This is a genomic window from Rhodanobacter sp. C06, from assembly GCF_002001105.1.
In the GTDB taxonomy this organism is placed as follows: domain Bacteria; phylum Pseudomonadota; class Gammaproteobacteria; order Xanthomonadales; family Rhodanobacteraceae; genus Rhodanobacter_A.
In genome coordinates this window covers 98,182-120,287 of the sequence record NZ_MUNP01000046.1, presented here as the reverse complement: position 1 = coordinate 120,287, position 22,106 = coordinate 98,182, and the positions used below count along the sequence as shown (strand labels likewise).

Sequence of the window (22,106 nt, the reverse complement as noted above, 5' to 3'; positions counted from 1 at the left end):
CCTCCGCGTCAGACTGACGACAACGAGCGCCGCATCGCCCCGAAGCGGCGCCGGTACTGGACCGGCGCAAGCCCGACCTTGCGCCGGAACAGTTTGCCGAAAAAGCCCGCGTCCTCGTAGCCGACCGCATTGGCGATCGCCTCGATCGGTTCGTCGCCGGCTTCGAGCATCTGCTTGGCCTCCTCCAGGCGCAGCGTGTGGACGTACTCGAGCGGTGACAGCCCGGTCGCAAGCCGGAAGCGCCGCTTGAAGGTCCGCTCGGGCAATTCGCTCAGGCGCACCATCGCGGCGACCGGCGCCGGTTCCTGGTAATGCTCGGCAATCCAGACCTGGCAGCGCGCGACCACGGCATCCCCGGACTGGCGTGAACGCGCGAGCCGCGCATACGGCTGCTGGCCGACCGCATGCCATTCGACGAGGTTCATGCGTGCCGTGCCCATGGCTTGTTCGACGCCGGCGAGGCGGGCGATCAGATACAGCGCGAGGTCGGCCCATGAGGTACCTCCCCCGGCCATGACCAGGCGATGCCCCTCGCCGGTGACGACCAGCGCGTTCTCCGGACGCATGCGGATGCGCGGGTGGCGCCGCGCGATCGCGTCGGCGAAGGCCCAGTGCGTCGTCGCATCGCAGCCGTCGAGCAGACCGGCCTCGGCGAACAGCAGGGCGCCCGAGCAGGCCGAAGCGAGTACCGCCCCGCGCGCATGGCAATCCCTGAGCCAAGCGATCTCGGTCGCGAAGCGCTCGCGGTTGCGAGGATCGTCCGGATCGACCGCCAGATCGGGAATGACGACGACATCGGGGCAGCCGATGCGATCGATCGTCGTCTCCGGCGTCACGTGGATGTCGTTGACGATCGGGAACGAGCCTTCGCGCGTGGCGACAACGACGGGCTGCACGACGCCCGGCCCCGCATCACCGCCAATGGCCATGTTCCAGTCGCGGCCGGCCGAGCGGAACAGGTCGTACATGCCGTAAAGGACCGATGCCGAGGTCTCGGGTACGGCAAGGATCGCGATCATGGGCTGGCGGGCTGCGGTCATGGCCGATCCGTCCGATTCGCTGCCGAAATGACTGGGGGCTGTGGCTGACGTGCGGGTTATCGTAACCCGTACCAGGCAAACCGGAGGCCGCCATGCCCACGCCGATTGAAGTCCTGCTCGATCCGATCTCCCTGACCGTCTTCGCACTCTACGCGGCACTGATCCTCTGGGAGCATTTCTTCCCTGCACGCGAATTGCCCCGGACACCTGCATGGCGAATGCGCGGACTGGCCGCGTTCGCACTCTTTTTCACGCTGTCCACCTACCTGCCGCTGCTGTGGACCGAGTACCTGTTGTCGTGGCAGTTTTTCGACCTCAGCCACCTTGGTACCGCGACTGGCGCCCTCGTCGGCGTCCTCGTCTACGAAGGCCTCGGCTACTTCTACCACCGCGGCATGCACGCCTCCGACCTACTGTGGCGTGGCCTGCACCAGATGCATCACAGCGCCGAGCGCGTCGATACCTGGAGCGCGTTCTGGTTCCATCCGTTGGACATGATCGGCTGGACGGCGATGTCGAGCCTCGCGCTGCCCCTGGTCGTCGGCCTGTCCGCGTCGGCGACGACGACGGCCCTACTCGTCTTCACCCTGCTGTCGATCTTCCAGCACACCAATGTGCGCACACCGCGCTGGCTCGGCTGCATCGTCCAGCGACCCGAGAGCCACTCCTGGCACCATGCGCGCGGACGGCACCGCAACAACTATGCTGACGTGCCGCTGTTCGACATCCTCTTCGGCACCTTCGACAACCCGCGCGACTTCGCCCCCGCAACGGGGTTCTACGACGGCGCCTCGTCGCGCCTCCGCGACATGCTGCTGTTCCGCGAGGTCTCGGTGAATCCGCTCACGCACGGAGAGCCGGAAAGATCGGCTCCGCCGCAGTAGTGGATCAGGCATCAGCCCCATCGCCGAACCCGGATACCGCGGTCGACACCTGACTGCGACTGACCGGGAAGCCAGTTGGCCGACCAGCCCGGCATGACAAGCCGGTCCGCCCGCGCTTGTCACGGCCCCGGCCAGCACGTAAAATCGCCGGCTCGCGCAGACCACGCGACCCCTTTGGAGAGGTGGCAGAGTGGTCGAATGTACCTGACTCGAAATCAGGCGTACGTGTAAGCGTACCGTGGGTTCGAATCCCACCCTCTCCGCCAGACACAAAAACGCCCCCTCGCGGGGCGTTTTTGTGTCTGGCGGAGAGGGTGGTGTGGACGAACCCACTCGGTTCGACAAAATTGCCCGGAGCAATTTTGGACAGCCGAAGGCTGGCCCCGCAGCGCGCAAGCGCGAAGGGGTTCGGCTCATGGATGAGCCGAACAATCCCACCCATGTTTCAAATCACGCATTCGCTTTTGCACCCTCCCCCAACATCCGCCATGCTCCACCCATGATCGAATTCGGACACGCCACCCACGTCGGATTGCGCCGCACGCGCAACGAGGACACCTATTACGTCGACGCGGCGCTCGGCCTGTTCCTGGTGGCCGATGGCATGGGCGGGCACCTGCACGGCGAGGTGGCCTCGGCCCTCGTGCGCGACAGCGTGGTCGAGCTGGTAAGCCGCGGGCACAGCCTGGCCGAAGCGATTCGCGGTGCCGACGAACATCTGCTGGCGCAACTGCATGACTACGCCGACGTGATGCCGATGGGCAGCACGATCGCGGCCTTGCGCCTGAACGAGGACGGTTACGAGGCGGCGTGGGTGGGCGACAGCCGCATCTACACCACCGGGCGCGAGCTGCGCCAGATCAGCCACGACCACTCGCTGGTGCAGGCGCTGGTCGAGGCAGGGCAACTGGATCCGGCGCATACCGCGCGGCATCCGCAACGCAACGTGCTGACCCAGGCGCTGGGCGTGACTGCCCCCTCCCAGCTGCACATCGGCATGGCGCACGGCCGCGTGGTGCCCGGCATGGGTTTCCTGCTATGCAGCGACGGCCTGACCGAGGATCTCGACGCGGCCTCGATCGCGCGCACCGTGGCGCGTACCGACCTCGCCGCACAGGAGTGCGTGGATCAGCTGCTGTTGAACGCGCTGGATCGCGGCGGCAAGGACAACATCACCGCGATCCTGGTGCGCTCAAGCTGAGCCGGCTTCCACAGACGCCTCGACCGTTTCCAGCTTGCGCCAGACGCTGACGCCGCCGGCGCCCTTGTCCAGCGCATCGAGGCGTTGCTCGTGCGCGGCGGCCTCCTCGGCGGATGCGCGCAGCACGCGCGGCCGTCCGCGCAATACCAGCGGCGCAGCTGCCGTCGTCGCCGACGATTCCTGCGGCTGCTCGAAGGCCAAGTCCAGCGCCACCTGGCCCGAGGTCATCGCGAGATAGACGTCAGCCAACAACTGTGCGTCGATCAGGCCGCCATGCAGGTCGCGGCGCGAGTTGTCCACCCCGAGGCGCTTGCACAGCGCGTCGAGGCTGTTGCGCTGGCCGGGGTAGCGTTCGCGCGCCATCGCCAGCGTGTCGAGCACGCTGCAGCGGTCGCCGATGCGGCCGTAGCCCTCGCCCAGGCGTGCCAGTTCGGCATCGAGGAAGCCCACGTCGAAGCTGGCGTTGTGGATGACCAGCTCCGCGCCATCGACGAAGGCGAGGAACTCGTCCACCTTGCTGGCGAACAGTGGTTTGTCGACCAGATCGCCGTCGCGGATGCCGGTAACCTGGCTGGCGCCCTCGTCCATCGCCCGCTGGGGATTGAGATAGGTTTGCCAGTAGCGGCCGGTGAGCCGCCGCCCGACCATTTCCACACAGGCGATTTCCACCAGTCGGTGGCCCTGGCGCACTTCCAGGCCAGTGGTTTCCGTGTCCAGCACCACCTGCCTCATGCGTTGCTCCTGTGCTGTTCGGCCTGCTCGCGTGCGGCCTGGTCCACGCGTTCGTTCTCGGCGTGGCCGTTGTGACCCTTCACCCATTGCCAGCGCACACGATGATGGCCGCTCGCCGTGGAGAGGCGCTCCCACAGGTCCTGGTTCTTCACCGGCTTCTTGTCGGCGGTGCGCCAGCCGTTGGCGCGCCATTTCGGCAGCCACTGCTCGATGCCCTGTATCACGTAGCGCGAATCGGTAGTGAGCAGCACGGCGCAGGGTCGCGTCAACGCCTCCAGCGCGCCGATCGCCGCCATCAGTTCCATGCGGTTGTTGGTGGTGTCGGGCTCGCCGCCTGCCAGCAGGCGTTCGCGGCCCTTGGTGCGCAGCAGCGCCGCCCAGCCGCCGGGTCCCGGATTGCCGAGGCAGGCGCCATCGGTGAATGCTTCCACTTCTTCAGTCGTCACGCAGTTTTCCAATCAAGATACGGAGTGCCGCCGCGTGCCCGGCGACAGGTGCGCGTTTACCGGCGCGCGCGCCGGCAACGGCCGCAATTTCAGGGGAATGGCCTGGCGCCGCTGCTTGCGCGCCAGCAACAGATAGCCGCCACCCCAGCGGCTGTCGCCACCCGCCGGCCGTGCGTCACTGGGCCAAACCGCGCCAAGCCGATGCAAGCCATCGATCTCCAGCCCTTGCCGCCGGAGTTGCTGGCGCAGGCGCCACGGCCACTGCAGCGATTGCCGCTGCCTCCTTGCACGCCAGCAGAACCAGGGAGCCCAGCCGCCCAGCGGATGCACCGCGGTCACCACCAGCACGCCGCCGGCGGCCAGCACGCGGCACGCCTCGGCCAGCAGCGCGGCGACCTGCGGTGCCGGCTCCAGCGCATGCTGCAACCAGACCAGGTCGAAGGCTTCGTCGATGAAGGGCAACGGTTCGTCGGCACGGCCGCGCAGGTCGCCGCGGTAGCCGCCCTCCGTCAGCCACAGTCGCGTCCACGTCACGTCGGGCAAGGGCGGCACCGCGTCGTCGTCGGCCACGCCGATACGCAATGCGCGTCGCCCCGTCTCGCGCTGCAGCAAGGGCGCCATGCTGCGCCATTGTCCGCTGCGCAACTGCCGCAGGGGAACGCTGGCATGTATGTCCTGATCGCGTTGAAGCGGCATGCACTCGATCCGGTGCCGGCGGTGCCGACCCCCGGCCATCCTCGAAATCCAGCCCGCAGTGTAGCGTTTGGCAACGCCGACCGTGTCGCAGATCGTTGCGGACGCGCCTCACATCGCTGAACCGCCACCACTCGCATTAACGACATGCTAACGAGTCGCCGGAGCAGGCTGTTTATAGTCGTCCGGTTCGCGCATGCCGGGATGGCTGCGTCTGCACGTTAGTGAACCAACGCAGCGGAGCATGCCATGCATCTCGTACCGTTACCGGCGCTGGCCGACAATTACATCTGGTTGCTGCACGATGACGCGGGCCACGCGCTCGTCGTCGATCCCGGCGACGATGCGCCGGTGGAACAGGCGCTGGCCACGCGCAAGCTGCAGCTGCGGGCGATCCTGCTGACCCACCATCATCACGATCATGTCGGCGGTGCGCTGGCGCTGCGCCAGCGGCACGGCGTGCCCGTGTACGCGCCCGAGGATGCCCGCATCGAGGCGGCCACCGTGCGCGTGCGCGACGGCGAGCGCATCACCTTGTCGCAGCCGCAGGCGAGCTTCGAGGTGATCGCGGTGCCCGGCCATACGCTGAGCCACGTGGCCTACCTCGGCGAAGGCTTGCTGCTGGCCGGCGACACCTTGTTCAGCCTGGGCTGCGGCCGCCTGTTCGAGGGCACGCCCGCGCAGATGCTGGCTTCGCTGGATCGCCTCGCGACACTGCCGGCCAACACCCTGCTCTGCTGCGGCCATGAATACACCACCGCCAACGGCCGCTTCGCCCGCGAGGTCGAACCGGACAATGCCGCCTTGTCGGCGCGCCTGCGCGAGGTGGAGACGCTGCGCGCACGGCAGCACCCCACCCTGCCGGTATCCATGGCCAGCGAGCTGGCGACCAATCCCTTCCTGCGCACCGACGCGCCGGCCGTGGTCGACTGGTGCCGGCGGCAGTCTGGCGATCCCGCGGATCGCACCACCCGCTTCGCCACCGTGCGCGCGGCCAAGGATGCGTTCCGCGCATGAGCACGCATCTTTATCCGAAGCGATTGCTGCCGCTGGCGCTCTCGGCCCTGCTCGCCGCCTGCGCCACCACGCCGCCGCCACGTCCCGAGCCGGGGCCGCTTCTCGTTCCGTCAGCATCCGGCGCCATCGAAACGCCGCCACCAGCTATCACGGCCGCACCGGCGCCGGAGGCCAGCGACGTCTGGGATCGATTGCGCGGCAGCTTCGCGATGGCCGATTGCGATGCCGATCCCGCGGTACTGTCCTGGGCGCGGCGCTACACGCGCAACCCGCAGCGCTTCGAGCAGGAAGTGCGCGACGCGCTGCCCAAGCTCACCTACGTGCAGCAGGTGGCCGCCGAGCACGACGTCGCCGGCGAGTTCGTGCTGCTGCCCTGGGTCGAGAGCGGCTTCCGCCCGATCCCCGGCCGGCGTGACCGTCCGGCCGGCATGTGGCAGATCATGCCAACCACGGCGGCTGCCATGGGCCTGCGCGTGGATCGCCATTACGACGGCCGCCTCGACGTGCATGCTTCCGCCGACGCGGTGATGAAGCTGCTGAGCCACTATCACGATCAGTTCCACGACTGGCGCGTCGCCGACTATGCCTACAACGCCGGCGAGTTCCGAACGCGCAAGCTCGTCCAGCAGCACGGCCTGCCGCCAGCGACACCGGTGATCCCGCGCTGGCCGGTGCACGACATCACCCGCGAGCACCTCACCAAGCTGCTGGCGATGGCCTGCGTGGTGCGCGAACCCGACCGCTTCCACGTCAGCCTGCCCACGCTGACGCCCAGCCAGCACCTCGTCTCGGTGGCGCTGCCGCACTCGATGCCGCTGGCGCGTGCCGCCGATCGCGCCGGCATGCCGCTGGACCAGCTGAAGAACCTCAACGCTGCCTTCCGCAACGACGTCGCCGACACCAGCATCGCCTCCTACCTGATGATGCCGGTCAGCCACGCGCAGCAGTTCCGCGATGCGCTGCTGAACCAGGCGGCCAGCGCGAGCGCCGATCGCCTGCCCGAGGCTTCGTTCGCGACCGGCATCGGCGCCACCGACGCCACCGATGCGAGTGCGGCCGGCGCGAAGCCCGCGCAGACGGTCGCGGGACGCGCGCGGACACACCGTGTGAAGTCCGGCGAAAGCCTGTGGCTGCTGGCCCGCCACTATTCGGTGAGCGTGGGTGACCTGCAGCACTGGAACCACCTGCACGGACAATCCATCAAGCCCGGCCAAGTGCTCAAGATCAGCGCCTCGCGCTGAACCGGCCGGCGCTCGCCACCAACCACCGAGTTGCGGAGACGAAAAAGGCGGCCACGGCCGCCTTTTTCGCATGCTCCGTATCGACCGGGGACTTACATCCGGTCCTTGGCGATCTTGATCTCGGTGCTGTTGCGCAGTGACTTGATCAGTTCCTGGGTCGCCACCGCGCCGTAGGCCTGGATCATCTGCTGGCGCAGCATGTTCCGCTGCTCGGAGGTGACCTTGGACAGGTCGGCTCCCTGCACCTTGTCCACCGCCAGCAGCGCATAGCTGCCGTCGCGCATGTCCACCGCGGCGTACTGCGGCTTGCCCTCGGCCGGATGCGGCAACAGGAAGGCTTCGTCGCGCAGTGCCGCCGGCACGTCGGTCTGGATGCGCACCACTTCGTTCGCGCTCTTGATGTCGGCGTTGGCCGAGGCCGCCACGGCGGCCAGCGCCTCGCCCTTGCGCAGGCGCGCCAGCAAGGTATCGGCCTGCTGCTTCGCTGCCGTCTCGATGCGCTGATCCAGGATGGTCTTGCCGATCTCGTCATGCACCTGGGCCAGCGGCTTGGCCGCGGCGGGCACGTGCTTCGCCACGCGGATCACCACCGCGTCGTCGTTGCCGAGCTCGATGAGGTTGGAGTTGTTGCCCTGCGCCAGCACGTCGTTTCCGAACGCCGCCTTGGTCACCTTGGGATTGGCGGCAATGCCCTCGCCGCCCTGGCGCGAGAACAGCGCGGTGGTCTTGACCGAAAGGCCCAGCGCCTGCGCGGCCGGTTCCAGCGAGGACGGATTCTGGTAAGCGCTGTCCGACAACTTGCCGGCCACCTCGTTGTACTTGCGGTCCTTGTCGCCCGCGGTGGCCTCGGCCAGCAGCTGGTCGCGCACCTCTGCGAAGGACTTGGCCTCGCCACTGCGGGTGTCGCGCAGCCAGATGATGTCGTAGCCGTCCGGGGTCAGCACCGGCTTGGAGATCTCGCCCTTCTGCAGCGCGAACATCGCGGTGTCGAAGGCAGCATTGGTCACGCCCTTCTGCAGCCAGCCCAGGTCGCCGCCCTGGCGCTTCGAGCCCAAGTCGTCCGAGTCCTGCGCGGCCAGCTTGGCGAAGTTCTCCGGCGTGGCTTCGGCCGCGATCTTGTCGGCCTTGGCCAGCGCAGCTTTCTGCTGCTCGGGCGTGGCGTTCGCGGGCACGTTGACGAGGATGTGCGACACCTCGCGCTGCTCGGGCTGCACGTAGCGCTGCTTCTCGCTCTCGTAGCGCTTCATCAGGTCGGCGTCGCTGGGCGCGGCATCCGGCTTCAAGTCGGCGCCGTTCACCTCGAGGTACTGCAGCGACACCTGCTCGGGGTTCATGTAGTCGGCGAGGTGCGCCTTGTAATAGTCCGCGATCTGCGCGTCGGTGACGGTGGCGTCGGCAGGCTGCGGCTTGGGCAGCACGGCGTAGCTGATGTCGCGGCGCTGCATGCGCAGGTCGAGGAAGTGGTCGATCTCGGCGTCCGTGACGATCGTGCTGGCATCGATCGCGTTCGGCAGCGCCTGGGTGGACAGCGAGGCGCGCACGTCGCCCTGGAACATCTCGGGCGTCTTGCGCTGCTCGGCCAGCAAGGTGCGGTAGGTGGCGGGATCGAACTGGCCATTGATCTGGAACGCCGGGATCGCCGCGATGTAGTCGCGCACGGCCTGGTCGGGCACGCGGATGCCCCAGTCCTGGTTCGCCTTCAGCAGCAGTTGCTGGTCGATCATGCCGTCCAGCACCTTCAGCTTCGTTTCCGGCTTCTCGAACGCGTCCGGATCGAAGCTGTCACCCTGCTCGGCACTCAGCTGCTGGCGCAGCTGGTTCATGCGGCCCTGGAAATCCTGCTGGCTGATCTCGTGCTTGCCCACCTTCGCCACGTAGGTGTCGGCACGCGACATGATGTAGCCCTCGATGCCGAAGAACGTCATCGCGAAGGTGGCCACCCCGAGAAGGACGACGGCCGGCCATCCATGCATCTTGTTCCGCATTGCCTGCAGCATTGCCTACCCTTCCTGCCAGTGTTGATCGGCGCACACGGCGCACGTTGCATGAATCATTGGGTGCCGGCGTGGCGCCAGTCACAGCGGATTCCCCCGGAACGCCATCCAAACGACAAGGGCGCCACAGGGGCGCCCTTGCGAACCGTGGCGGAGCGGACGGGACTCGAACCCGCGACCTCCGGCGTGACAGGCCAGCATTCTAACCGACTGAACTACCGCTCCACATCGTTCTGGTGGGTGCTGTAGGGATCGAACCTACGACCATCGCCTTGTAAGGGCGGCGCTCTACCGCTGAGCTAAGCACCCGAAACCGAGCGTCAGCCGCTCAGTTTAGGGCGTCCTTGAGCGTCTTGCCAGCCTTGAAGGCGGGAACCTTCGAAGCCTTGATCTTGATCGTCTCGTTGGTACGCGGGTTGCGACCGGTACGGGCGGCGCGCTTGCGCACGGTGAAGGTACCGAAACCGACCACCGACACGTCCTCACCCTTCTTCAGCGACTTCTGCACGACCTCGAAGAACGCTTCGAGCGCGCGACCGGCGTCGGCCTTGGTCAGTTCAGCCTTGTCGGCGATGGCATTGATCAGATCGGTTTTATTCATTGAAAACTCCCTAGTACGTTTTGCGGCAGGCTCGCCCCGTGGCATGGGCGCACGCAGCCGCCGTGGATGGTTGGTACCCGCTTGGCGCCGTAACGCAACCCCGCATCACGGTCACATGCAGCAGGCGCCGGGATTGCGGTTTCGCCTTTATACCAGTGCCTCGCCGAACACCGCAATACAAGCTGCAGCAAGGTTTTCAGGACGCATGCAGCGGCAGCGGCGATTTGCCGGCGACTGCATCGCAAAACACCCGCAACGCCTGCGGATTCCCCGTAACACATGAAAACGCAAGGCGCCCTGTCCACTTCGGGATCCTGTCACGCCTTGCCCGCAAACGGCCTCAGTGGGGGCGCGCGTGCGACTCCGCCTCGTCGACGTCCGTCTGTTCCTCGCGCGCGGCGTGCGATTCCGGCCTCGCTTCGTTCGGCTGCAGCGGACGCTCCAGCGCGATATCCAGCACCTCGTCGATCCAGCGCACCGGGTGGATCTCCAGCGAGGAGGTGATGTTGGCCGGCATGTCGGCCAGATCCTTCTGGTTGTCCTCGGGAATGATCACCGTGGTGATGCCGCCGCGATGCGCGGCCAGCAGTTTCTCCTTCAGACCGCCAATCGGCAGCACGCGTCCGCGCAGGGTGATCTCGCCGGTCATCGCCACTTCCGAACGCACCGGCACCTTGGTGAGCGCGGACACCAGCGCGGTGCACATGCCGATGCCGGCGCTGGGACCGTCTTTCGGCGTGGCGCCCTCGGGCACGTGCACGTGGATGTCGAACTTCTGGTGGAACTCGGGATCGATGCCTAGCAAGTCCACCCGCGCGCGCACCACCGACAGCGCGGCCTGGATGGATTCCTTCATCACGTCGCCGAGTTGGCCGGTATGCACCAGCCGGCCCTTACCGGCCACCACCGAGGCCTCGATGCTGAGCAGTTCGCCGCCCACCTGGGTCCAGGCCAGGCCGGTGACCAGGCCCACTTCGTTCTGCAGTTCCTTGCGGCCGAAATCGAAGCGGCGCACGCCGAGGTAATGGTCGAGATTCGCCGAATCCACGACCACCGCCGCCGCCGCCTTTGCCTTGCCCTTAGCGGGTTTCGCCGCCGCCGGTTTGGCGTTGCCCTTGGCCTTGCGCACCTCGCCCAGGGTGAGCTCCTTCACCACCTTGCGGCAGATCTTGGAAATCTCGCGTTCGAGGCTGCGCACGCCGGACTCGCGCGTGTAGTAGCGCACGATGTCGCGCACGGCCTCCTCCACCACGCTCAGTTCTTCGGTCTTCAGGCCGTTCGCCTTGAGCTGCTTCGGCAGCAGGTACTTCTGCGCGATCGCCAGCTTCTCGTCCTCGGTATAGCCGGGGATGCGGATCACCTCCATGCGGTCGAGCAGCGGGCCCGGGATGTTCAGCGAATTCGCGGTGGCGATCCACATCACCTCGGAGAGGTCGAGATCGACTTCGAGATAATGGTCGTTGAACGCGTGGTTCTGCTCGGGATCGAGCACTTCCAGCAGCGCCGAGGACGGGTCGCCACGGAAGTCCATCGACATCTTGTCGATCTCATCCAGCACGAACAGCGGGTTCTTGCTGCCTGACTTGTTGAGGTTCTGCACGATGCGGCCCGGCATCGAACCGATGTAGGTACGGCGATGACCGCGGATTTCCGCCTCGTCGCGCACGCCACCCAGCGACATGCGGACGAACTTGCGGTTGGTGGCCTTGGCGATCGACTGGCCGAGCGAGGTCTTGCCCACGCCGGGCGGACCGACCAGGCACAGGATCGGCCCCTTCATCACCGACACGCGATGCTGCACGGCGAGGTATTCGAGGATGCGGTCCTTGACCTTCTCCAGGCCGAAATGGTCGGCATCCAGCACCTGCTGCGCCAGCGCCAGGTCCTTGCGCACCTTGCTGCGCTTCTTCCACGGCACGCCGACCAGCCAGTCCAGGTAGTTGCGCACCACCGTGGCCTCGGCCGACATCGGCGACATCTGGCGCAGCTTGCCGAATTCCTGGCGCGCCTTGGCCAGCACCGCCTTCGGCATGCCGGCGTTCTCGATCTTCTTCTGCAGCTCCTCGACCTCGTTCGGGCCATCCTCGCCTTCGCCCAGTTCCTTCTGGATCGCCTTCATCTGCTCGTTGAGGTAGTACTCGCGCTGGCTCTTCTCCATCTGCGACTTGACGCGGCCGCGGATGCGCTTCTCCACCTGCTGCAGGTCCATCTCGCCGTCGACGAGGCCGATCAAGAGCTCCAGCCGTTCGCCCACGTCGGCGGTTTCCAGCACCTTCTGCTTGTCGGCCATGCGCACGGACAGATGCGCGGCGATCGAGTCGGCCACGCGCGAAGGATCTTCGATGCCGGACAGGCTGGCCAGCACTTCCGGCGGCAGCTTGCGGCTCTGCTTCACCAGCTGCTCGAACAGCGAGATCAGCGTGCGCGAGACCACGTCCAGCTCGCGCTCCTTGACACTGTAGACCGGCGCGATCACGCGCGAGCGCGCCACCAGCATGCCGCCATCCTCGTGGCAGTCCTCGACGGACACCCGCGACTGGCCCTCGACCAGCACCTTCACCGTGCCGTCGGGCAGCTTCAGCAATTGCAGCACGCCGGCCAGCGTGCCGATCTGCTGCAGGTCATCCACCGCCGGGTCGTCGATGTCCGGGCTCTTCTGCGCCACCAGCAGGATCTGCCGTTCGCTCTCCATTGCGCGCTCCAGCGCGCGCATGGATTTGTCGCGGCCCACGAACAGCGGGATGACCATGTGCGGATAGACCACCACGTCGCGCAGCGGCAGCACGGGCAGCGTGTCGATTACGGCAGGCATAGGAGCGTTCTTGGCCATCGAGGGGTTCTCACGGGAATCCGGTGGGACAAGCCCGACACTGCGCCGGGCACCATGACACGTCAAGTGGTGGCGAACCCGTCGGTACGCAAGCTTTGCCGGGGAACGGCAGGGACCGCCCCGCACGCCCTCCCGCGCGTCCGGCGGGGCGGCGCGAGGGACGCGCGCAAAACAAAACGGCCCCGGCGCGGGCGCCGGAGCCGTTCACGTGAAGCCGGCGGCGATCAGGCGGCGTCGCCGCCATCCCCCGCCACGCGCTGCTGCAGGTTGCCTCGGTAGATCAGGTAGGGCTCGGCCTGGCCATCGATCACCGCGTCGTCTACCACCACCTTGCTGACATGCTCCAGCGACGGCAGCTCGTACATGGTGTCCAGCAGCACTTGTTCGAGGATGGTGCGCAGGCCGCGGGCGCCGGTCTTGCGCTTGAGCGCCTTCTTGGCGATCGCCTGCAGCGCCTCGGGGCGGAACTCCAGCTCCACCTCTTCCATCTCGAACAGTTTCTTGAATTGCTTGGTGACGGCGTTCCTCGGCTCGGTGAGGATCTTTACCAGCGCCGCCTCGTCCAGCTCGTCCAGAGTGGCGACCACCGGCAGGCGGCCGACGAACTCGGGGATCAGGCCGAACTTCACCAGATCCGCCGGCTCCACGTCGGCCAGCGTCTTGCCCAGGTTCTGGGTGCGCTCCTTGCTGCGCACCTCGGCGCCGAAGCCGATGCCGGTATTCTCGGAGCGCTGCTGGATCACCTTCTCCAGCCCCGCGAACGCGCCACCGCAGATGAACAGGATGTTCTTGGTGTCCACCTGCAGGAATTCCTGCTGCGGGTGCTTGCGCCCGCCCTGCGGAGGCACCGAGGCCAGGGTGCCCTCGATCAGCTTCAGCAGCGCCTGCTGCACGCCTTCGCCCGAGACGTCGCGGGTGATCGACGGGTTCTCGCTCTTGCGCGAGATCTTGTCGATCTCGTCGATGTAGACGATGCCCGACTGCGCCTTCTCGACGTCGTAGTCGCACTTCTGCAGCAGCTTCTGGATGATGTTCTCGACGTCCTCGCCCACGTAACCGGCTTCAGTCAGCGTGGTGGCGTCGGCGATCGTGAACGGCACGTTGAGCAGGCGCGCCAGCGTCTCGGCCAGCAGCGTCTTGCCCGAACCGGTGGGCCCGATCAGCAGGATGTTGGACTTGCCCAGTTCGATCTCGTCGTTCTTCTGGCGCGATTCCATGCGCTTGTAGTGGTTGTACACCGCCACCGCCAGCGCCTTCTTGGCACGGGTCTGGCCCACCACGTACTGGTCGAGCGACTCGCGGATCTCCTTGGGTTTGGGCAGCTGGGTGCGACCGGAGGCGGCCTTCTCCTCCAGCTCCTCGCGGATGATGTCGTTGCACAGCTCCACGCATTCGTCGCAGATGAACACGGACGGACCCGCGATCAGCTTGCGCACTTCATGCTGGCTCTTGCCGCAGAAAGAGCAGTAGAGAATCTTTCCGCCGTCGCTGGAACGCCCCTGCCGATCGTCGCTCATACTTTCGATTCCGCTGGTGAAACTGGGTGATTCAGGTTGCGGCCGAGAATAGCACAGGGCTCCGCGCCTGCCCGCAGGCGCGGAGCCCCAGGGACCCAACCGTGAAGTGTGCGGCCAAGGATGGCCGCCCGTTTGACCTTCGCGATCAGGGATGATCGCAAGGACACTCTCAGGCCGACTTGACCGTGTCGACGGCGCGACGATCGAGCACCGCATCGATCAGGCCGTACTCGCAGGCCGCCTCCGCGCTCATGAAGCGGTCGCGCTCCATGTCACGCTCGATCTTGTCCAGCGGCTGGCCGGTGTGCTGCACGTAGATATCGTTGAGGCGCCGGCGCAGGTACAGGATTTCCTGCGCCTGGATCTCGATGTCAGTCGCCTGGCCGCGGGCGCCGCCCGACGGCTGGTGGATCATCACGCGTGAGTTGGGCAGCGAATAGCGCTTGCCCTTGGCGCCGGCCATCAGCAGCAGCGACGCGGCGCTGCAGGCCTGGCCGATGCACATGGTGCTGACGTCGGGCTTGATGTACTGCATGGTGTCGTAGATCGCCAGCCCTGCGGTGACCGCGCCGCCCGGGCTGTTGATGTACAGGTGGATGTCCTTGTCCGGATTTTCCGACTCCAGGAACAGCATCTGCGCGACCAGCAGGTTCGCCACCTGGTCGTTGACCTCGCCCACCAGGAAGATCACCCGCTCCTTGAGCAGGCGCGAGTAGATGTCGTAGGAGCGCTCGCCGCGGGCAGTCTGCTCGACGACCATCGGCACCAGGTTGAGGTTCTGAATCGGTTCCATGGTGTTTGCGCTCTCTCGTTGATGTGCCTGAAGTATGCCACCGGGCCCAGTCTGCGCCAGACCCGATGGGCGGATGCCTGATCGTCAGGCGCCCGCGGGGCGCATCACCTCGTCGAAGCTCAGGTCGAGGTTGGTGGTATTGGCGTGCTCCGCCACCCACTCGGCCACCTGGTCTTCCATGACGCGGTTCTGCAGCCCTGACATCAACTGGGGGTCGCCGTTGTAGAGTTCAATGACCTTTTCCGGCTCCTCGTAGGTCGAGGCGATCGCGGCGAGCTGCTCGGCCACGCGCTTGCGGTCGATCTTCAGCTCCTGGTTGCGGGCGATCTCGCCCATCAGCAGGCCGGCGATCACGCGCTTGCGCGCCATCGGCAGCGCGGCCTCGACCAGCTGCGGCGGCGCCTGCTGGCCACGCGGCACGCTGCCCGCGGCCATCGCCTGCGCCTCGGACTGCACCATCAGCTTCGGCACGTCCAGCGCGGGATGCGCGTCGGCCAGCTTCTCGGCCACCTCGGACTTCAGCCGGCCCATCAGCGCGGCCTTCAGCTCGCGCTCGAGATTCGCGCGCACTTCCTTGCGGAAGTGCTCCAGGTCGCCGTCAGCGATGCCGAACAGCTTGGCGAACTCGGCGTCGATCTCCGGCAGCTTCGGCTCCTGCACCTTGACGATCTTGAAGCTCACCTTGGCGCTCTTGCCAGCCAGGCCCTCGTTGCGGAAGTCCGCCGGGAACTCGATGTCGGCCTCGTAGCTGTCGTCGCCCCTGCGACCGGTCAGCGCTTCGTCCAGCGCCTTGAACAGGTTGCCCGAACCGAGCACGCTGCCCGCACGCTCCAGGCCGTCGGCCGGGAAGCGGTAGTCGCCGGCCTGTGCGGCGTACTCGAACATCACGAAATCGCCTTCGGCCGACGCGCGTTCGACCAGCTCGAAGCTGCGGCGCTGCTGGCGCAGCGTTTCCAGCATCTTCTCCACGTCGGCGTCGGCCACCTCGGCCTGTGGACGCTTGATCTCCAGCGCGGCGACATCGACCGCCGGGAACTCCGGCATCACCTCGAAGGTGGCGGTATAGGCGATCTCGCCGTTCTCCGGCTTGCCGGTGGTGTCGATCGCGGGGTTCGCGACCGGCTGCAGCTTCTCCTGCGTCACCGCCTCGCGCAACGTGCTGCCGATCAGGTCGGACAGCACTTCGCCGCGCACCTGCTCACCGAAACGCTGCTTGATGACCGCCACCGGCACCTTGCCCGGACGAAAACCCTTCAGGCGTACCGTGCGCCCCAGCTCCGCGATGCGCGCACTCACCTGCGTCTCGTAACGCTCGGCGGGAAACTTCACCGTGAGCTTGCGCTCGAGCGTGCCGATGTTCTCAACCGAAACCTGCATGTCGTCTCCTGGAACCTGATTGTTGTGGCACCCGGCGGGCACCCTGGCGGCAACCGTTAAGGCGCCGGAAAACCATCGTGGCATGGTGCGAAAGGCGGGACTCGAACCCGCACGGGGGTTACCCGCCAGAACCTAAATCTGGTGCGTCTACCAGTTCCGCCACTTTCGCCTTGCCCAGCCCGGCCGCCGAGGCAGCCACGGCGCGCGCGCCACGCCTGCCCCGCCGCAGCCTAAGTCGATGATTACCCAGCGCTAAAGCGGTTCATTGTACGGGTGCGCCAAGCCGCAGCACAAGCATGCAGCGCACATCGGCCCGGCTTTGCGCGGCCCAAAAACGAAGCGCCGACCGCAAGGGTCGGCGCTAGGCAAATTGGTGGGCCGTGTAGGATTCGAACCTACGACCAATTGATTAAGAGTCAACTGCTCTACCAACTGAGCTAACGGCCCTGAAACTTCAATTTGGGGTGAGCGATGGGATTCGAACCCACGACAACCGGAATCACAATCCGGGACTCTAACCAGCTGAGCTACGCCCACCATGAAACACTTAACTGGTGCGCCCGACAGGACTCGAACCTGCAACCGTCGGCTTAGAAGGCCGATGCTCTATCCGGTTGAGCTACAGGCGCGGACGCCGACGGCAGAACACGCAACTGGTCGGGGCAGAGGGATTCGAACCCCCGACTTTTGCGTCCCAAACGCAACGCTCTACCAGACTGAGCTATACCCCGAACGAGCCCGCGACAGCCTTCATCAACGGAACCTTGGAATGCTACGGGCGACCATGCCAACCGTCAATCCGCGCGCATCGCTCAGGGCACCTTGCCCACCGTTCCACGGCACCGACAAACTGCGCCGCTCCGTGGAAGCAAGACGAAGCGCGAGCACCTCGCCTTGCAGTACAAAATGGCGCGCCCGGAGAGATTCGAACTCCCGACCACCTAGTTCGTAGCCAGGTACTCTATCCAACTGAGCTACGGGCGCGCACTGAACTTGCCACTCCGTCGACCGGTTTCCCGAACCACCGAAGCGAGGAGCGGAATTATTCAGGGTCATGCCGCGAAGGTCAACACCTTTCGTGAATTTTTTTTCGCATGCGCTACCGGCATCCTGCCCTCGCCGCGCTTCGCCATGCGAAGGTCCCGTCGAACGGCGCGATTCCGGCCATGCGCAAACGACGAAGGGAGCGGACGTCGCCGCTCCCTTCGCATGATCCGACACTCCCGACCGTATGGACGTCCAGACGTCCGATTCAGGCATCCATGCCGGAGCGATTCTGGGTCGCCGGATCGCCCACCTTGCCCAGCGTGGAATCCCCGCCCTTCGGCGGCGGCGGAGGCGGCGTGGAGCCGCCGCTGGTGTTGCGATTCCAGTCGGCGGGCGGACCCGGCTGGCAGCCGGCCATGATGTCGTCGATCTGGTGCGCGTCGATCGTCTCGTACTGCAGCAGCGCCTCGGCCATCGCGTGCAGCTTGTCGAGGTTGTCGGTCAGCAGCTGCGTGCTGCGTGCGTAGGCGCGGTCGAGGATGCCGCGCACCACCTCGTCGATCTTGCTCGCGGTCTCGTTGGAGATGCTCTTGTGCTGGGTCACCGAGCGGCCCAGGAACACCTCGTCCTCGTCCTCGCCGTAGGTGATCGGGCCAAGCTCGTCGGACAGGCCCCACTTGGTCGCCATGTTGCGCGCCATCTTGGTGGCACGCTCGATGTCGTTGGAGGCGCCGGTGGTGACCTTGTCGGTGCCGAAGATCAGCTCCTCGGCCACACGGCCGCCGTACAGCGAGCACAGCTGCGATTCGATCGCCACCTTGTTCATGCTGTACTTGTCGCCCTCCGGGAGGTACATGGTGACACCCAACGCGCGGCCACGCGGGATGATCGTGACCTTGTAGACCGGGTCGTGCTCGGGCACCAGACGCCCGACGATGGCATGGCCGGCCTCGTGGTAGGCGGTGAGCTTCTTCTCGTCCTCGCTCATCGCCATCGACCGGCGCTCGGTACCCATCAGGATCTTGTCGCGCGCCTTGTCCAGATGGACCATGCGCACCTCGCGCGCGTTCTCGCGCGCGGCGAACAGCGCGGCCTCGTTGACCAGGTTGGCGAGGTCGGCGCCGGAGAAGCCCGGCGTGCCGCGCGCGATGGTCATCGCGTTGACGTCGCTGGCGGTCGGCACCTTGCGCATGTGCACCTTGAGGATCTGCTCGCGGCCGCGCACATCCGGCAGTCCCACCACCACCTGGCGATCGAAGCGGCCCGGACGCAGCAACGCAGGATCGAGCACGTCGGGACGGTTGGTCGCGGCGATCACGATGATGCCTTCCGAACCCTCGAAACCGTCCATCTCGACCAGCAACTGGTTCAGCGTCTGCTCGCGCTCGTCGTGACCGCCGCCGAGGCCGGCGCCGCGGTGGCGACCGACTGCATCGATCTCGTCGATGAAGATGATGCAGGGTGCGTGCTTCTTCGCCTGCTCGAACATGTCGCGCACGCGGCTGGCGCCCACGCCCACGAACATCTCCACGAAGTCGGAACCGGAGATCGCGAAGAACGGCACCTTGGCCTCGCCCGCGATGGCCTTGGCCAGCAGGGTCTTGCCGGTGCCGGGCGGACCCACCATCAGCACGCCGCGCGGGATCTTGCCGCCCAGCTTCTGGAACTTGGACGGATCGCGCAGGAACTCGACCAACTCGCCGACCTCCTCCTTGGCCTCGTCGCAACCGGCCACGTCACTGAAGTTGACCTTGATCTGGTCCTCGCCCTGCAGCTTGGCCCGCGAACGGCCGAAGCTCATCGCACCGCGCCCGCCGCCGCCGGACTGCATCTGGCGCATGAACCAGATGAACACGCCAACGATCAGCAGCACCGGCAGCCAGCTCACCAGCAGGCCCAGCAGCGAGAAGCCCTCGGCCGGGTCCTGGCGTACTTCCACGCCCTTGTCCTGCATCTGCTTCACCACCTGGTTGGTGGAGAAGCCCAGCATCGGCGCCACCGTGCGGTAGCTCGAACCGTCCTTGAGCTTGCCGCTGATGGCGGGTGGCGAGTCGGCGCTGATCACCGCGCTGGAGACGTTGCCGTTGGACACGCTCTGCACGAAGCTCGAGTAGGCCATGTTCGACGACCCGGAGCCGTGCGGGTTGAAGCTCTGGAACACGGTGAACAGCACCACCGCGATGATGACCCAGAGCAACACGTTTTTCGCTGTTTCGTTCATGCGCGGTTCCCGCCCGGTTGCACCGCGACGGCCTTGCGGCCGGTCGCCAGTGCGTACACCTCGCGCGAACGTGCGCGCGAGGCCTTTGGTTTACGCATCGTCACGCGCGAGAAGTCCGCGCGCAAGCTGCGAATGTAATCGTCGAAGCCGGCGCCCTGGAACAGCTTGATCAGGAACGCGCCGCCCGGTTTCAGCCACTGCCGGGAGAAATCCAGCGCAAGCTCGGCCAGGTCCATCGCACGAATCTGGTCGGCCAGCGCCACTCCACTCATATTGGGGGCCATGTCGGACAGTACAAGATCGACCGGCAGCCCGGCCAGCCGCGCCTCCAGCGCCCGCAGCACGCTTTCTTCGCGGAAATCGCCTTCGAGGAAGTCCACCCCGGCGATGCCCTGCATCGGCAGGATGTCCAGCGCGAACACCTTGCCGTTGTCGCCCAGCCGCTGGCGCACCAGTTGCGACCAGCCGCCCGGCGCCGCGCCCAGGTCCACCACGGTCATGCCGGGCTTCAGCAGGCGGTCGCGGTCGATCAGTTCCTCCAGCTTGTAGACCGCGCGCGAGCGCACGCCCTCGGCCTGCGCCTTCTTCACGTAGACGTCGCTGAAATGTTCGCGCAGCCAGCCGGCGCTGCTCTTGCTGCGGCTCATGGGACAGCATCACTGCAGGGGAATCGGGGCGCATGATACCCTTTGCCGCTCACTCCCCGCGAATCGAAGCCGCCGCATGGCCCTCTCCCCCTCGCAGACCCGTTACCTGCGTAGCCTCTCCCATGGCCTGAACCCCGTCGTCCTGCTCGGCAACAAGGGCGCCAGCGAGGCCGTGGTCAAGGAGCTCGGCCAGGCGCTGGAGATCCACGAGCTGGTCAAGGTGAAGCTCTCCGGCGGCGACAAGGAGGAGCGGCAGGCCCAGCTCGACACCTTGCTGGCCGGCACCGGCGCCGAGGCGGTGCAGCAGATTGGCCACGTCGCCGTGCTGTTCCGCCGCAACGCCGACGAACCGAAGATCGCGCTCCCCCGCTGATGGACCTCGCGCTCGACCGCCCCGAGGGTTACCTGTTCGTGCGCCGGGTTGGCGAACATGGCATCACCCTGATCGACCGCGAGCTCACTGACAGCTTCCTGCTGGCGCCCGACCGCGTGGTCGAGCACTGGCCAGTGCACGCGGCCGGTGCGCTCGATGCCAAGCATGTCGAGACCCTGCTTGCCCTGCAGCCGGAACTGGTGCTGCTGGGCACGGGCGCGCGCCAGGCATTCCCTGCCGCCGCCTTCATGGCCGGTTTCCTGCGCAAAGGCATCGGCGTCGAGGTGATGGACAATGCCGCCGCGGCACGCACCTACAACCTGCTGGCTGGTGAGGGGCGGCACGTGGTGGCTGCGTTCATGCTGCCTGGCTGACATCGGGAAGCTTCAAGCGTCGCGCCACAATCAACCCAATAGCCGTTCTTGATGGCCAGGAAAGTGCTCCTGCACTTTCCTGGCTCGCTGAGCCGGAAACGCCCGGCTCAGCTCCGTCAGGCAATCACTTCGTGATTGCCTGACGAGCGCCCCATCCCTGGGGCGCTACTTCGCCGGCAGGTAGTTCAACGGGTCGACCGGGTTGCCGTCCTTGCGGATCTGGAAGCCCAGCTCGACGCGCGAGGCGCCGCTGGAACCCATCTCGGCGATCTGCTGGCCGGCACTGACGCGCTGGCCTTCCTTCACCAACCGCTTGCTGTTGTGCCCGTAGGCCGACAGCAGGCTGTCGTTGTGCTTGATGATGACCAGCTCGCCGTAGCCGACCAGGCCGTTGCCGCTGTACACCACCACGCCATCGGCCGCAGCGCGCACCGGATCGCCCGCCTTGCCGGCGATCTCGATGCCCGGCACCGCGTCGCCGGGCGTGAAGCGCTTGATGATCTGGCCGTCCGCCGGCCAGCGCCAGCTCACGCCGCCCGCCGCGCGCGACCCCCCGCTCGCCACCGCCGGGGCCGGCGGCGGCACGGCCGCCTTCGGCTCTCCCGCCACCGGCACTTCGGTGCTCACGGCCGTGGCCGGCGCGGCTGCGACGGTTGGCGCATGCGCGGCCGGGACGGTAGCCGACCCGGTCGCCGTCGACACATGGGGGCTCGCCGGCGGCGCCGAAGCCGTTGCCGGCACGCTCTGGAACACGGGAGCCGACAGTGCCGCAGCCGCGGGCGTCGACCTCGCCTTTTCCGTCGTGGCCACGGCTGCGTGCGACCTCGGCGCGCCGCCCGGCGGCGGCGACAAGCGCAAATGCTGGCCAGGCCAGATCGTGTAGGGCGCGGCGATGCCATTCCATTTCGCCAGGTCGCGGAAGTCCACGCCCTTGCGGAAGGCGATCGAATACAAGGTGTCCCCCCGCACCACCGCGTAGCTGCCGCCGGGTACCGATGTGTGCGCCACGACCGGGACGGCATGGCGGCCGCCTTGGCCCGTGGCCGGCTCCACCACCACGGTGCTGCAGGCGGACAGCGCCAGCAAGGCGATGGCGAGCAGCCATGGAGCGAGGTGTCGATTCATGCGCGCCAGCATA

Annotated in this window: 19 protein-coding genes and 9 tRNA genes; 7 read left to right on the top strand and 21 right to left on the bottom strand. The window is 66.7% G+C overall.

Translation table 11 applies throughout. From position 1 onward, the window contains the following. Positions 1–8: 8 nt before the first annotated feature. Positions 9–1,040 (bottom strand): helix-turn-helix domain-containing protein, encoded by a 1,032-nt coding sequence (locus tag B0E52_RS09635; protein WP_077483607.1) that lies wholly within the window; start codon positions 1,038–1,040, stop codon positions 9–11. Positions 1,041–1,132: 92 nt separating this feature from the next. On the opposite strand from B0E52_RS09635, the gene B0E52_RS09630 reads away from it, so the two are divergent. The 3 genes from B0E52_RS09630 (at position 1,133) to B0E52_RS09620 (ending at position 3,125) form a co-directional block, all read left to right on the top strand. Further along, complete coding sequence (locus B0E52_RS09630) at positions 1,133–1,924, top strand: sterol desaturase family protein (protein ID WP_077483606.1); 792 nt, start codon at positions 1,133–1,135, stop codon at positions 1,922–1,924. Between the two features lie 176 nt (positions 1,925–2,100). Further along, positions 2,101–2,190: transfer RNA gene (locus B0E52_RS09625), tRNA-Ser, on the top strand. Positions 2,191–2,423: 233 nt separating this feature from the next. Next, positions 2,424–3,125 (top strand): protein phosphatase 2C domain-containing protein, encoded by a 702-nt coding sequence (locus B0E52_RS09620; RefSeq protein ID WP_077483605.1) that lies wholly within the window; start codon positions 2,424–2,426, stop codon positions 3,123–3,125. On the opposite strand, the gene dnaQ is transcribed toward B0E52_RS09620, so the two are convergent. From dnaQ to B0E52_RS09605, 3 genes are read right to left on the bottom strand one after another with little or no spacing between them, the layout of a single operon-like run. Continuing rightward, entirely contained in the window at positions 3,117–3,857 is a 741-nt protein-coding gene (gene dnaQ / locus B0E52_RS09615; RefSeq protein WP_077483604.1) for a DNA polymerase III subunit epsilon, read from the bottom strand. The two genes, B0E52_RS09620 and dnaQ, sit on opposite strands and share 9 nt — an antisense overlap. Next, positions 3,854–4,303, bottom strand: a complete 450-nt coding sequence (gene rnhA / locus B0E52_RS09610) for a ribonuclease HI (RefSeq protein WP_077483658.1) — start codon at positions 4,301–4,303, stop codon at positions 3,854–3,856. Before rnhA ends, dnaQ begins: the two co-directional genes overlap by 4 nt. 12 nt (positions 4,304–4,315) lie before the next feature. Next, positions 4,316–4,999 (bottom strand): methyltransferase domain-containing protein, encoded by a 684-nt coding sequence (locus B0E52_RS09605; protein ID WP_139351630.1) that lies wholly within the window; start codon positions 4,997–4,999, stop codon positions 4,316–4,318. A gap of 246 nt (positions 5,000–5,245) precedes the next feature. Between B0E52_RS09605 and gloB the strand changes: the two genes are divergently transcribed. Beyond that, positions 5,246–6,013 carry a hydroxyacylglutathione hydrolase gene (gene gloB, locus B0E52_RS09600; protein ID WP_077483602.1) on the top strand — a complete coding sequence of 256 codons (768 nt, stop codon included), beginning with the start codon at positions 5,246–5,248 and terminating at the stop codon, positions 6,011–6,013. Continuing rightward, entirely contained in the window at positions 6,010–7,254 is a 1,245-nt protein-coding gene (locus tag B0E52_RS09595) for a transglycosylase SLT domain-containing protein (RefSeq protein WP_343124497.1), read from the top strand. Before gloB ends, B0E52_RS09595 begins: the two co-directional genes overlap by 4 nt. A gap of 92 nt (positions 7,255–7,346) precedes the next feature. Here B0E52_RS09595 and B0E52_RS09590 read toward each other — a convergent pair whose 3' ends face one another. The 16 genes from B0E52_RS09590 to rlmE form a co-directional block, all read right to left on the bottom strand. Next, positions 7,347–9,251 carry a SurA N-terminal domain-containing protein gene (locus B0E52_RS09590; RefSeq protein ID WP_077483601.1) on the bottom strand — a complete coding sequence of 635 codons (1,905 nt, stop codon included), beginning with the start codon at positions 9,249–9,251 and terminating at the stop codon, positions 7,347–7,349. 145 nt (positions 9,252–9,396) lie between these two features. Continuing rightward, positions 9,397–9,473, bottom strand: a tRNA-Asp gene (locus tag B0E52_RS09585). A 9-nt stretch (positions 9,474–9,482) separates the two neighbouring features. Further along, positions 9,483–9,557 (bottom strand) — tRNA-Val (locus B0E52_RS09580). A gap of 19 nt (positions 9,558–9,576) precedes the next feature. After that, positions 9,577–9,849, bottom strand: coding sequence for an HU family DNA-binding protein (locus B0E52_RS09575; protein WP_077483600.1), 273 nt, complete (start codon positions 9,847–9,849; stop codon positions 9,577–9,579). 340 nt (positions 9,850–10,189) lie between these two features. Next, on the bottom strand, positions 10,190–12,679 hold the full coding sequence (gene lon, locus B0E52_RS09570; RefSeq protein ID WP_077483599.1) for an endopeptidase La: 2,490 nt from the start codon (positions 12,677–12,679) through the stop codon (positions 10,190–10,192). A gap of 224 nt (positions 12,680–12,903) precedes the next feature. Beyond that, entirely contained in the window at positions 12,904–14,196 is a 1,293-nt protein-coding gene (clpX, locus tag B0E52_RS09565; protein WP_077483598.1) for an ATP-dependent Clp protease ATP-binding subunit ClpX, read from the bottom strand. A 169-nt stretch (positions 14,197–14,365) separates the two neighbouring features. Next, complete coding sequence (gene clpP / locus B0E52_RS09560; protein ID WP_077483597.1) at positions 14,366–14,989, bottom strand: ATP-dependent Clp endopeptidase proteolytic subunit ClpP; 624 nt, start codon at positions 14,987–14,989, stop codon at positions 14,366–14,368. A gap of 84 nt (positions 14,990–15,073) precedes the next feature. Next, complete coding sequence (tig, locus tag B0E52_RS09555; protein ID WP_077483596.1) at positions 15,074–16,366, bottom strand: trigger factor; 1,293 nt, start codon at positions 16,364–16,366, stop codon at positions 15,074–15,076. An 83-nt stretch (positions 16,367–16,449) separates the two neighbouring features. Next, a tRNA-Leu gene (locus B0E52_RS09550) sits at positions 16,450–16,535 on the bottom strand. A gap of 202 nt (positions 16,536–16,737) precedes the next feature. Beyond that, positions 16,738–16,813: transfer RNA gene (locus B0E52_RS09545), tRNA-Lys, on the bottom strand. A 13-nt stretch (positions 16,814–16,826) separates the two neighbouring features. Further along, a tRNA-His gene (locus B0E52_RS09540) sits at positions 16,827–16,903 on the bottom strand. A 15-nt stretch (positions 16,904–16,918) separates the two neighbouring features. Then, positions 16,919–16,995: transfer RNA gene (locus B0E52_RS09535), tRNA-Arg, on the bottom strand. Positions 16,996–17,020: 25 nt separating this feature from the next. Beyond that, positions 17,021–17,097, bottom strand: a tRNA-Pro gene (locus B0E52_RS09530). A 176-nt stretch (positions 17,098–17,273) separates the two neighbouring features. Next, positions 17,274–17,350, bottom strand: a tRNA-Arg gene (locus B0E52_RS09525). 268 nt (positions 17,351–17,618) lie between these two features. Next, entirely contained in the window at positions 17,619–19,574 is a 1,956-nt protein-coding gene (ftsH, locus tag B0E52_RS09520; RefSeq protein ID WP_174575552.1) for an ATP-dependent zinc metalloprotease FtsH, read from the bottom strand. Beyond that, the gene (rlmE, locus tag B0E52_RS09515; protein ID WP_077483595.1) at positions 19,571–20,221 is read right to left on the bottom strand and encodes a 23S rRNA (uridine(2552)-2'-O)-methyltransferase RlmE; all 651 of its coding nucleotides are present in this window, start codon (positions 20,219–20,221) and stop codon (positions 19,571–19,573) included. The genes ftsH and rlmE overlap by 4 nt, the downstream gene beginning before the upstream one ends. A gap of 76 nt (positions 20,222–20,297) precedes the next feature. On the opposite strand from rlmE, the gene yhbY reads away from it, so the two are divergent. Both yhbY and B0E52_RS09505 read left to right on the top strand, forming a co-directional pair. Beyond that, a complete protein-coding gene (yhbY, locus tag B0E52_RS09510) occupies positions 20,298–20,594 on the top strand; it encodes a ribosome assembly RNA-binding protein YhbY (RefSeq protein ID WP_077483594.1) in 297 nt (98 codons plus the stop codon). Beyond that, positions 20,594–20,968: an Mth938-like domain-containing protein gene (locus B0E52_RS09505; protein ID WP_077483593.1), complete on the top strand. Its 375-nt coding sequence runs from the start codon at positions 20,594–20,596 to the stop codon at positions 20,966–20,968. Before yhbY ends, B0E52_RS09505 begins: the two co-directional genes overlap by 1 nt. A gap of 165 nt (positions 20,969–21,133) precedes the next feature. On the opposite strand, the gene B0E52_RS09500 is transcribed toward B0E52_RS09505, so the two are convergent. Next, on the bottom strand, positions 21,134–22,105 hold the full coding sequence (locus B0E52_RS09500) for a peptidoglycan DD-metalloendopeptidase family protein (RefSeq protein WP_077483592.1): 972 nt from the start codon (positions 22,103–22,105) through the stop codon (positions 21,134–21,136). Position 22,106 lies beyond the last annotated feature (1 nt).

Bases quoted from the DNA above. Each gene is read 5' to 3' on its own strand.
- B0E52_RS09635 (WP_077483607.1), bottom strand. From the start codon at position 1,040: ATGACCGCAGCCCGCCAGCCCATGATCGCGATCCTTGCCGTACCCGAG.
- B0E52_RS09630 (WP_077483606.1), top strand. From the start codon at position 1,133: ATGCCCACGCCGATTGAAGTCCTGCTCGATCCGATCTCCCTGACCGTC.
- B0E52_RS09620 (WP_077483605.1), top strand. From the start codon at position 2,424: ATGATCGAATTCGGACACGCCACCCACGTCGGATTGCGCCGCACGCGC.
- dnaQ (WP_077483604.1), bottom strand. From the start codon at position 3,857: ATGAGGCAGGTGGTGCTGGACACGGAAACCACTGGCCTGGAAGTGCGC.
- B0E52_RS09605 (WP_139351630.1), bottom strand. From the start codon at position 4,999: ATGCCGCTTCAACGCGATCAGGACATACATGCCAGCGTTCCCCTGCGG.
- gloB (WP_077483602.1), top strand. From the start codon at position 5,246: ATGCATCTCGTACCGTTACCGGCGCTGGCCGACAATTACATCTGGTTG.
- B0E52_RS09595 (WP_343124497.1), top strand. From the start codon at position 6,010: ATGAGCACGCATCTTTATCCGAAGCGATTGCTGCCGCTGGCGCTCTCG.
- B0E52_RS09590 (WP_077483601.1), bottom strand. From the start codon at position 9,251: ATGCTGCAGGCAATGCGGAACAAGATGCATGGATGGCCGGCCGTCGTC.
- B0E52_RS09575 (WP_077483600.1), bottom strand. From the start codon at position 9,849: ATGAATAAAACCGATCTGATCAATGCCATCGCCGACAAGGCTGAACTG.
- lon (WP_077483599.1), bottom strand. From the start codon at position 12,679: ATGGCCAAGAACGCTCCTATGCCTGCCGTAATCGACACGCTGCCCGTG.
- clpX (WP_077483598.1), bottom strand. From the start codon at position 14,196: ATGAGCGACGATCGGCAGGGGCGTTCCAGCGACGGCGGAAAGATTCTC.
- clpP (WP_077483597.1), bottom strand. From the start codon at position 14,989: ATGGAACCGATTCAGAACCTCAACCTGGTGCCGATGGTCGTCGAGCAG.
- tig (WP_077483596.1), bottom strand. From the start codon at position 16,366: ATGCAGGTTTCGGTTGAGAACATCGGCACGCTCGAGCGCAAGCTCACG.
- ftsH (WP_174575552.1), bottom strand. From the start codon at position 19,574: ATGAACGAAACAGCGAAAAACGTGTTGCTCTGGGTCATCATCGCGGTG.
- rlmE (WP_077483595.1), bottom strand. From the start codon at position 20,221: ATGAGCCGCAGCAAGAGCAGCGCCGGCTGGCTGCGCGAACATTTCAGC.
- yhbY (WP_077483594.1), top strand. From the start codon at position 20,298: ATGGCCCTCTCCCCCTCGCAGACCCGTTACCTGCGTAGCCTCTCCCAT.
- B0E52_RS09505 (WP_077483593.1), top strand. From the start codon at position 20,594: ATGGACCTCGCGCTCGACCGCCCCGAGGGTTACCTGTTCGTGCGCCGG.
- B0E52_RS09500 (WP_077483592.1), bottom strand. From the start codon at position 22,105: ATGCTGGCGCGCATGAATCGACACCTCGCTCCATGGCTGCTCGCCATC.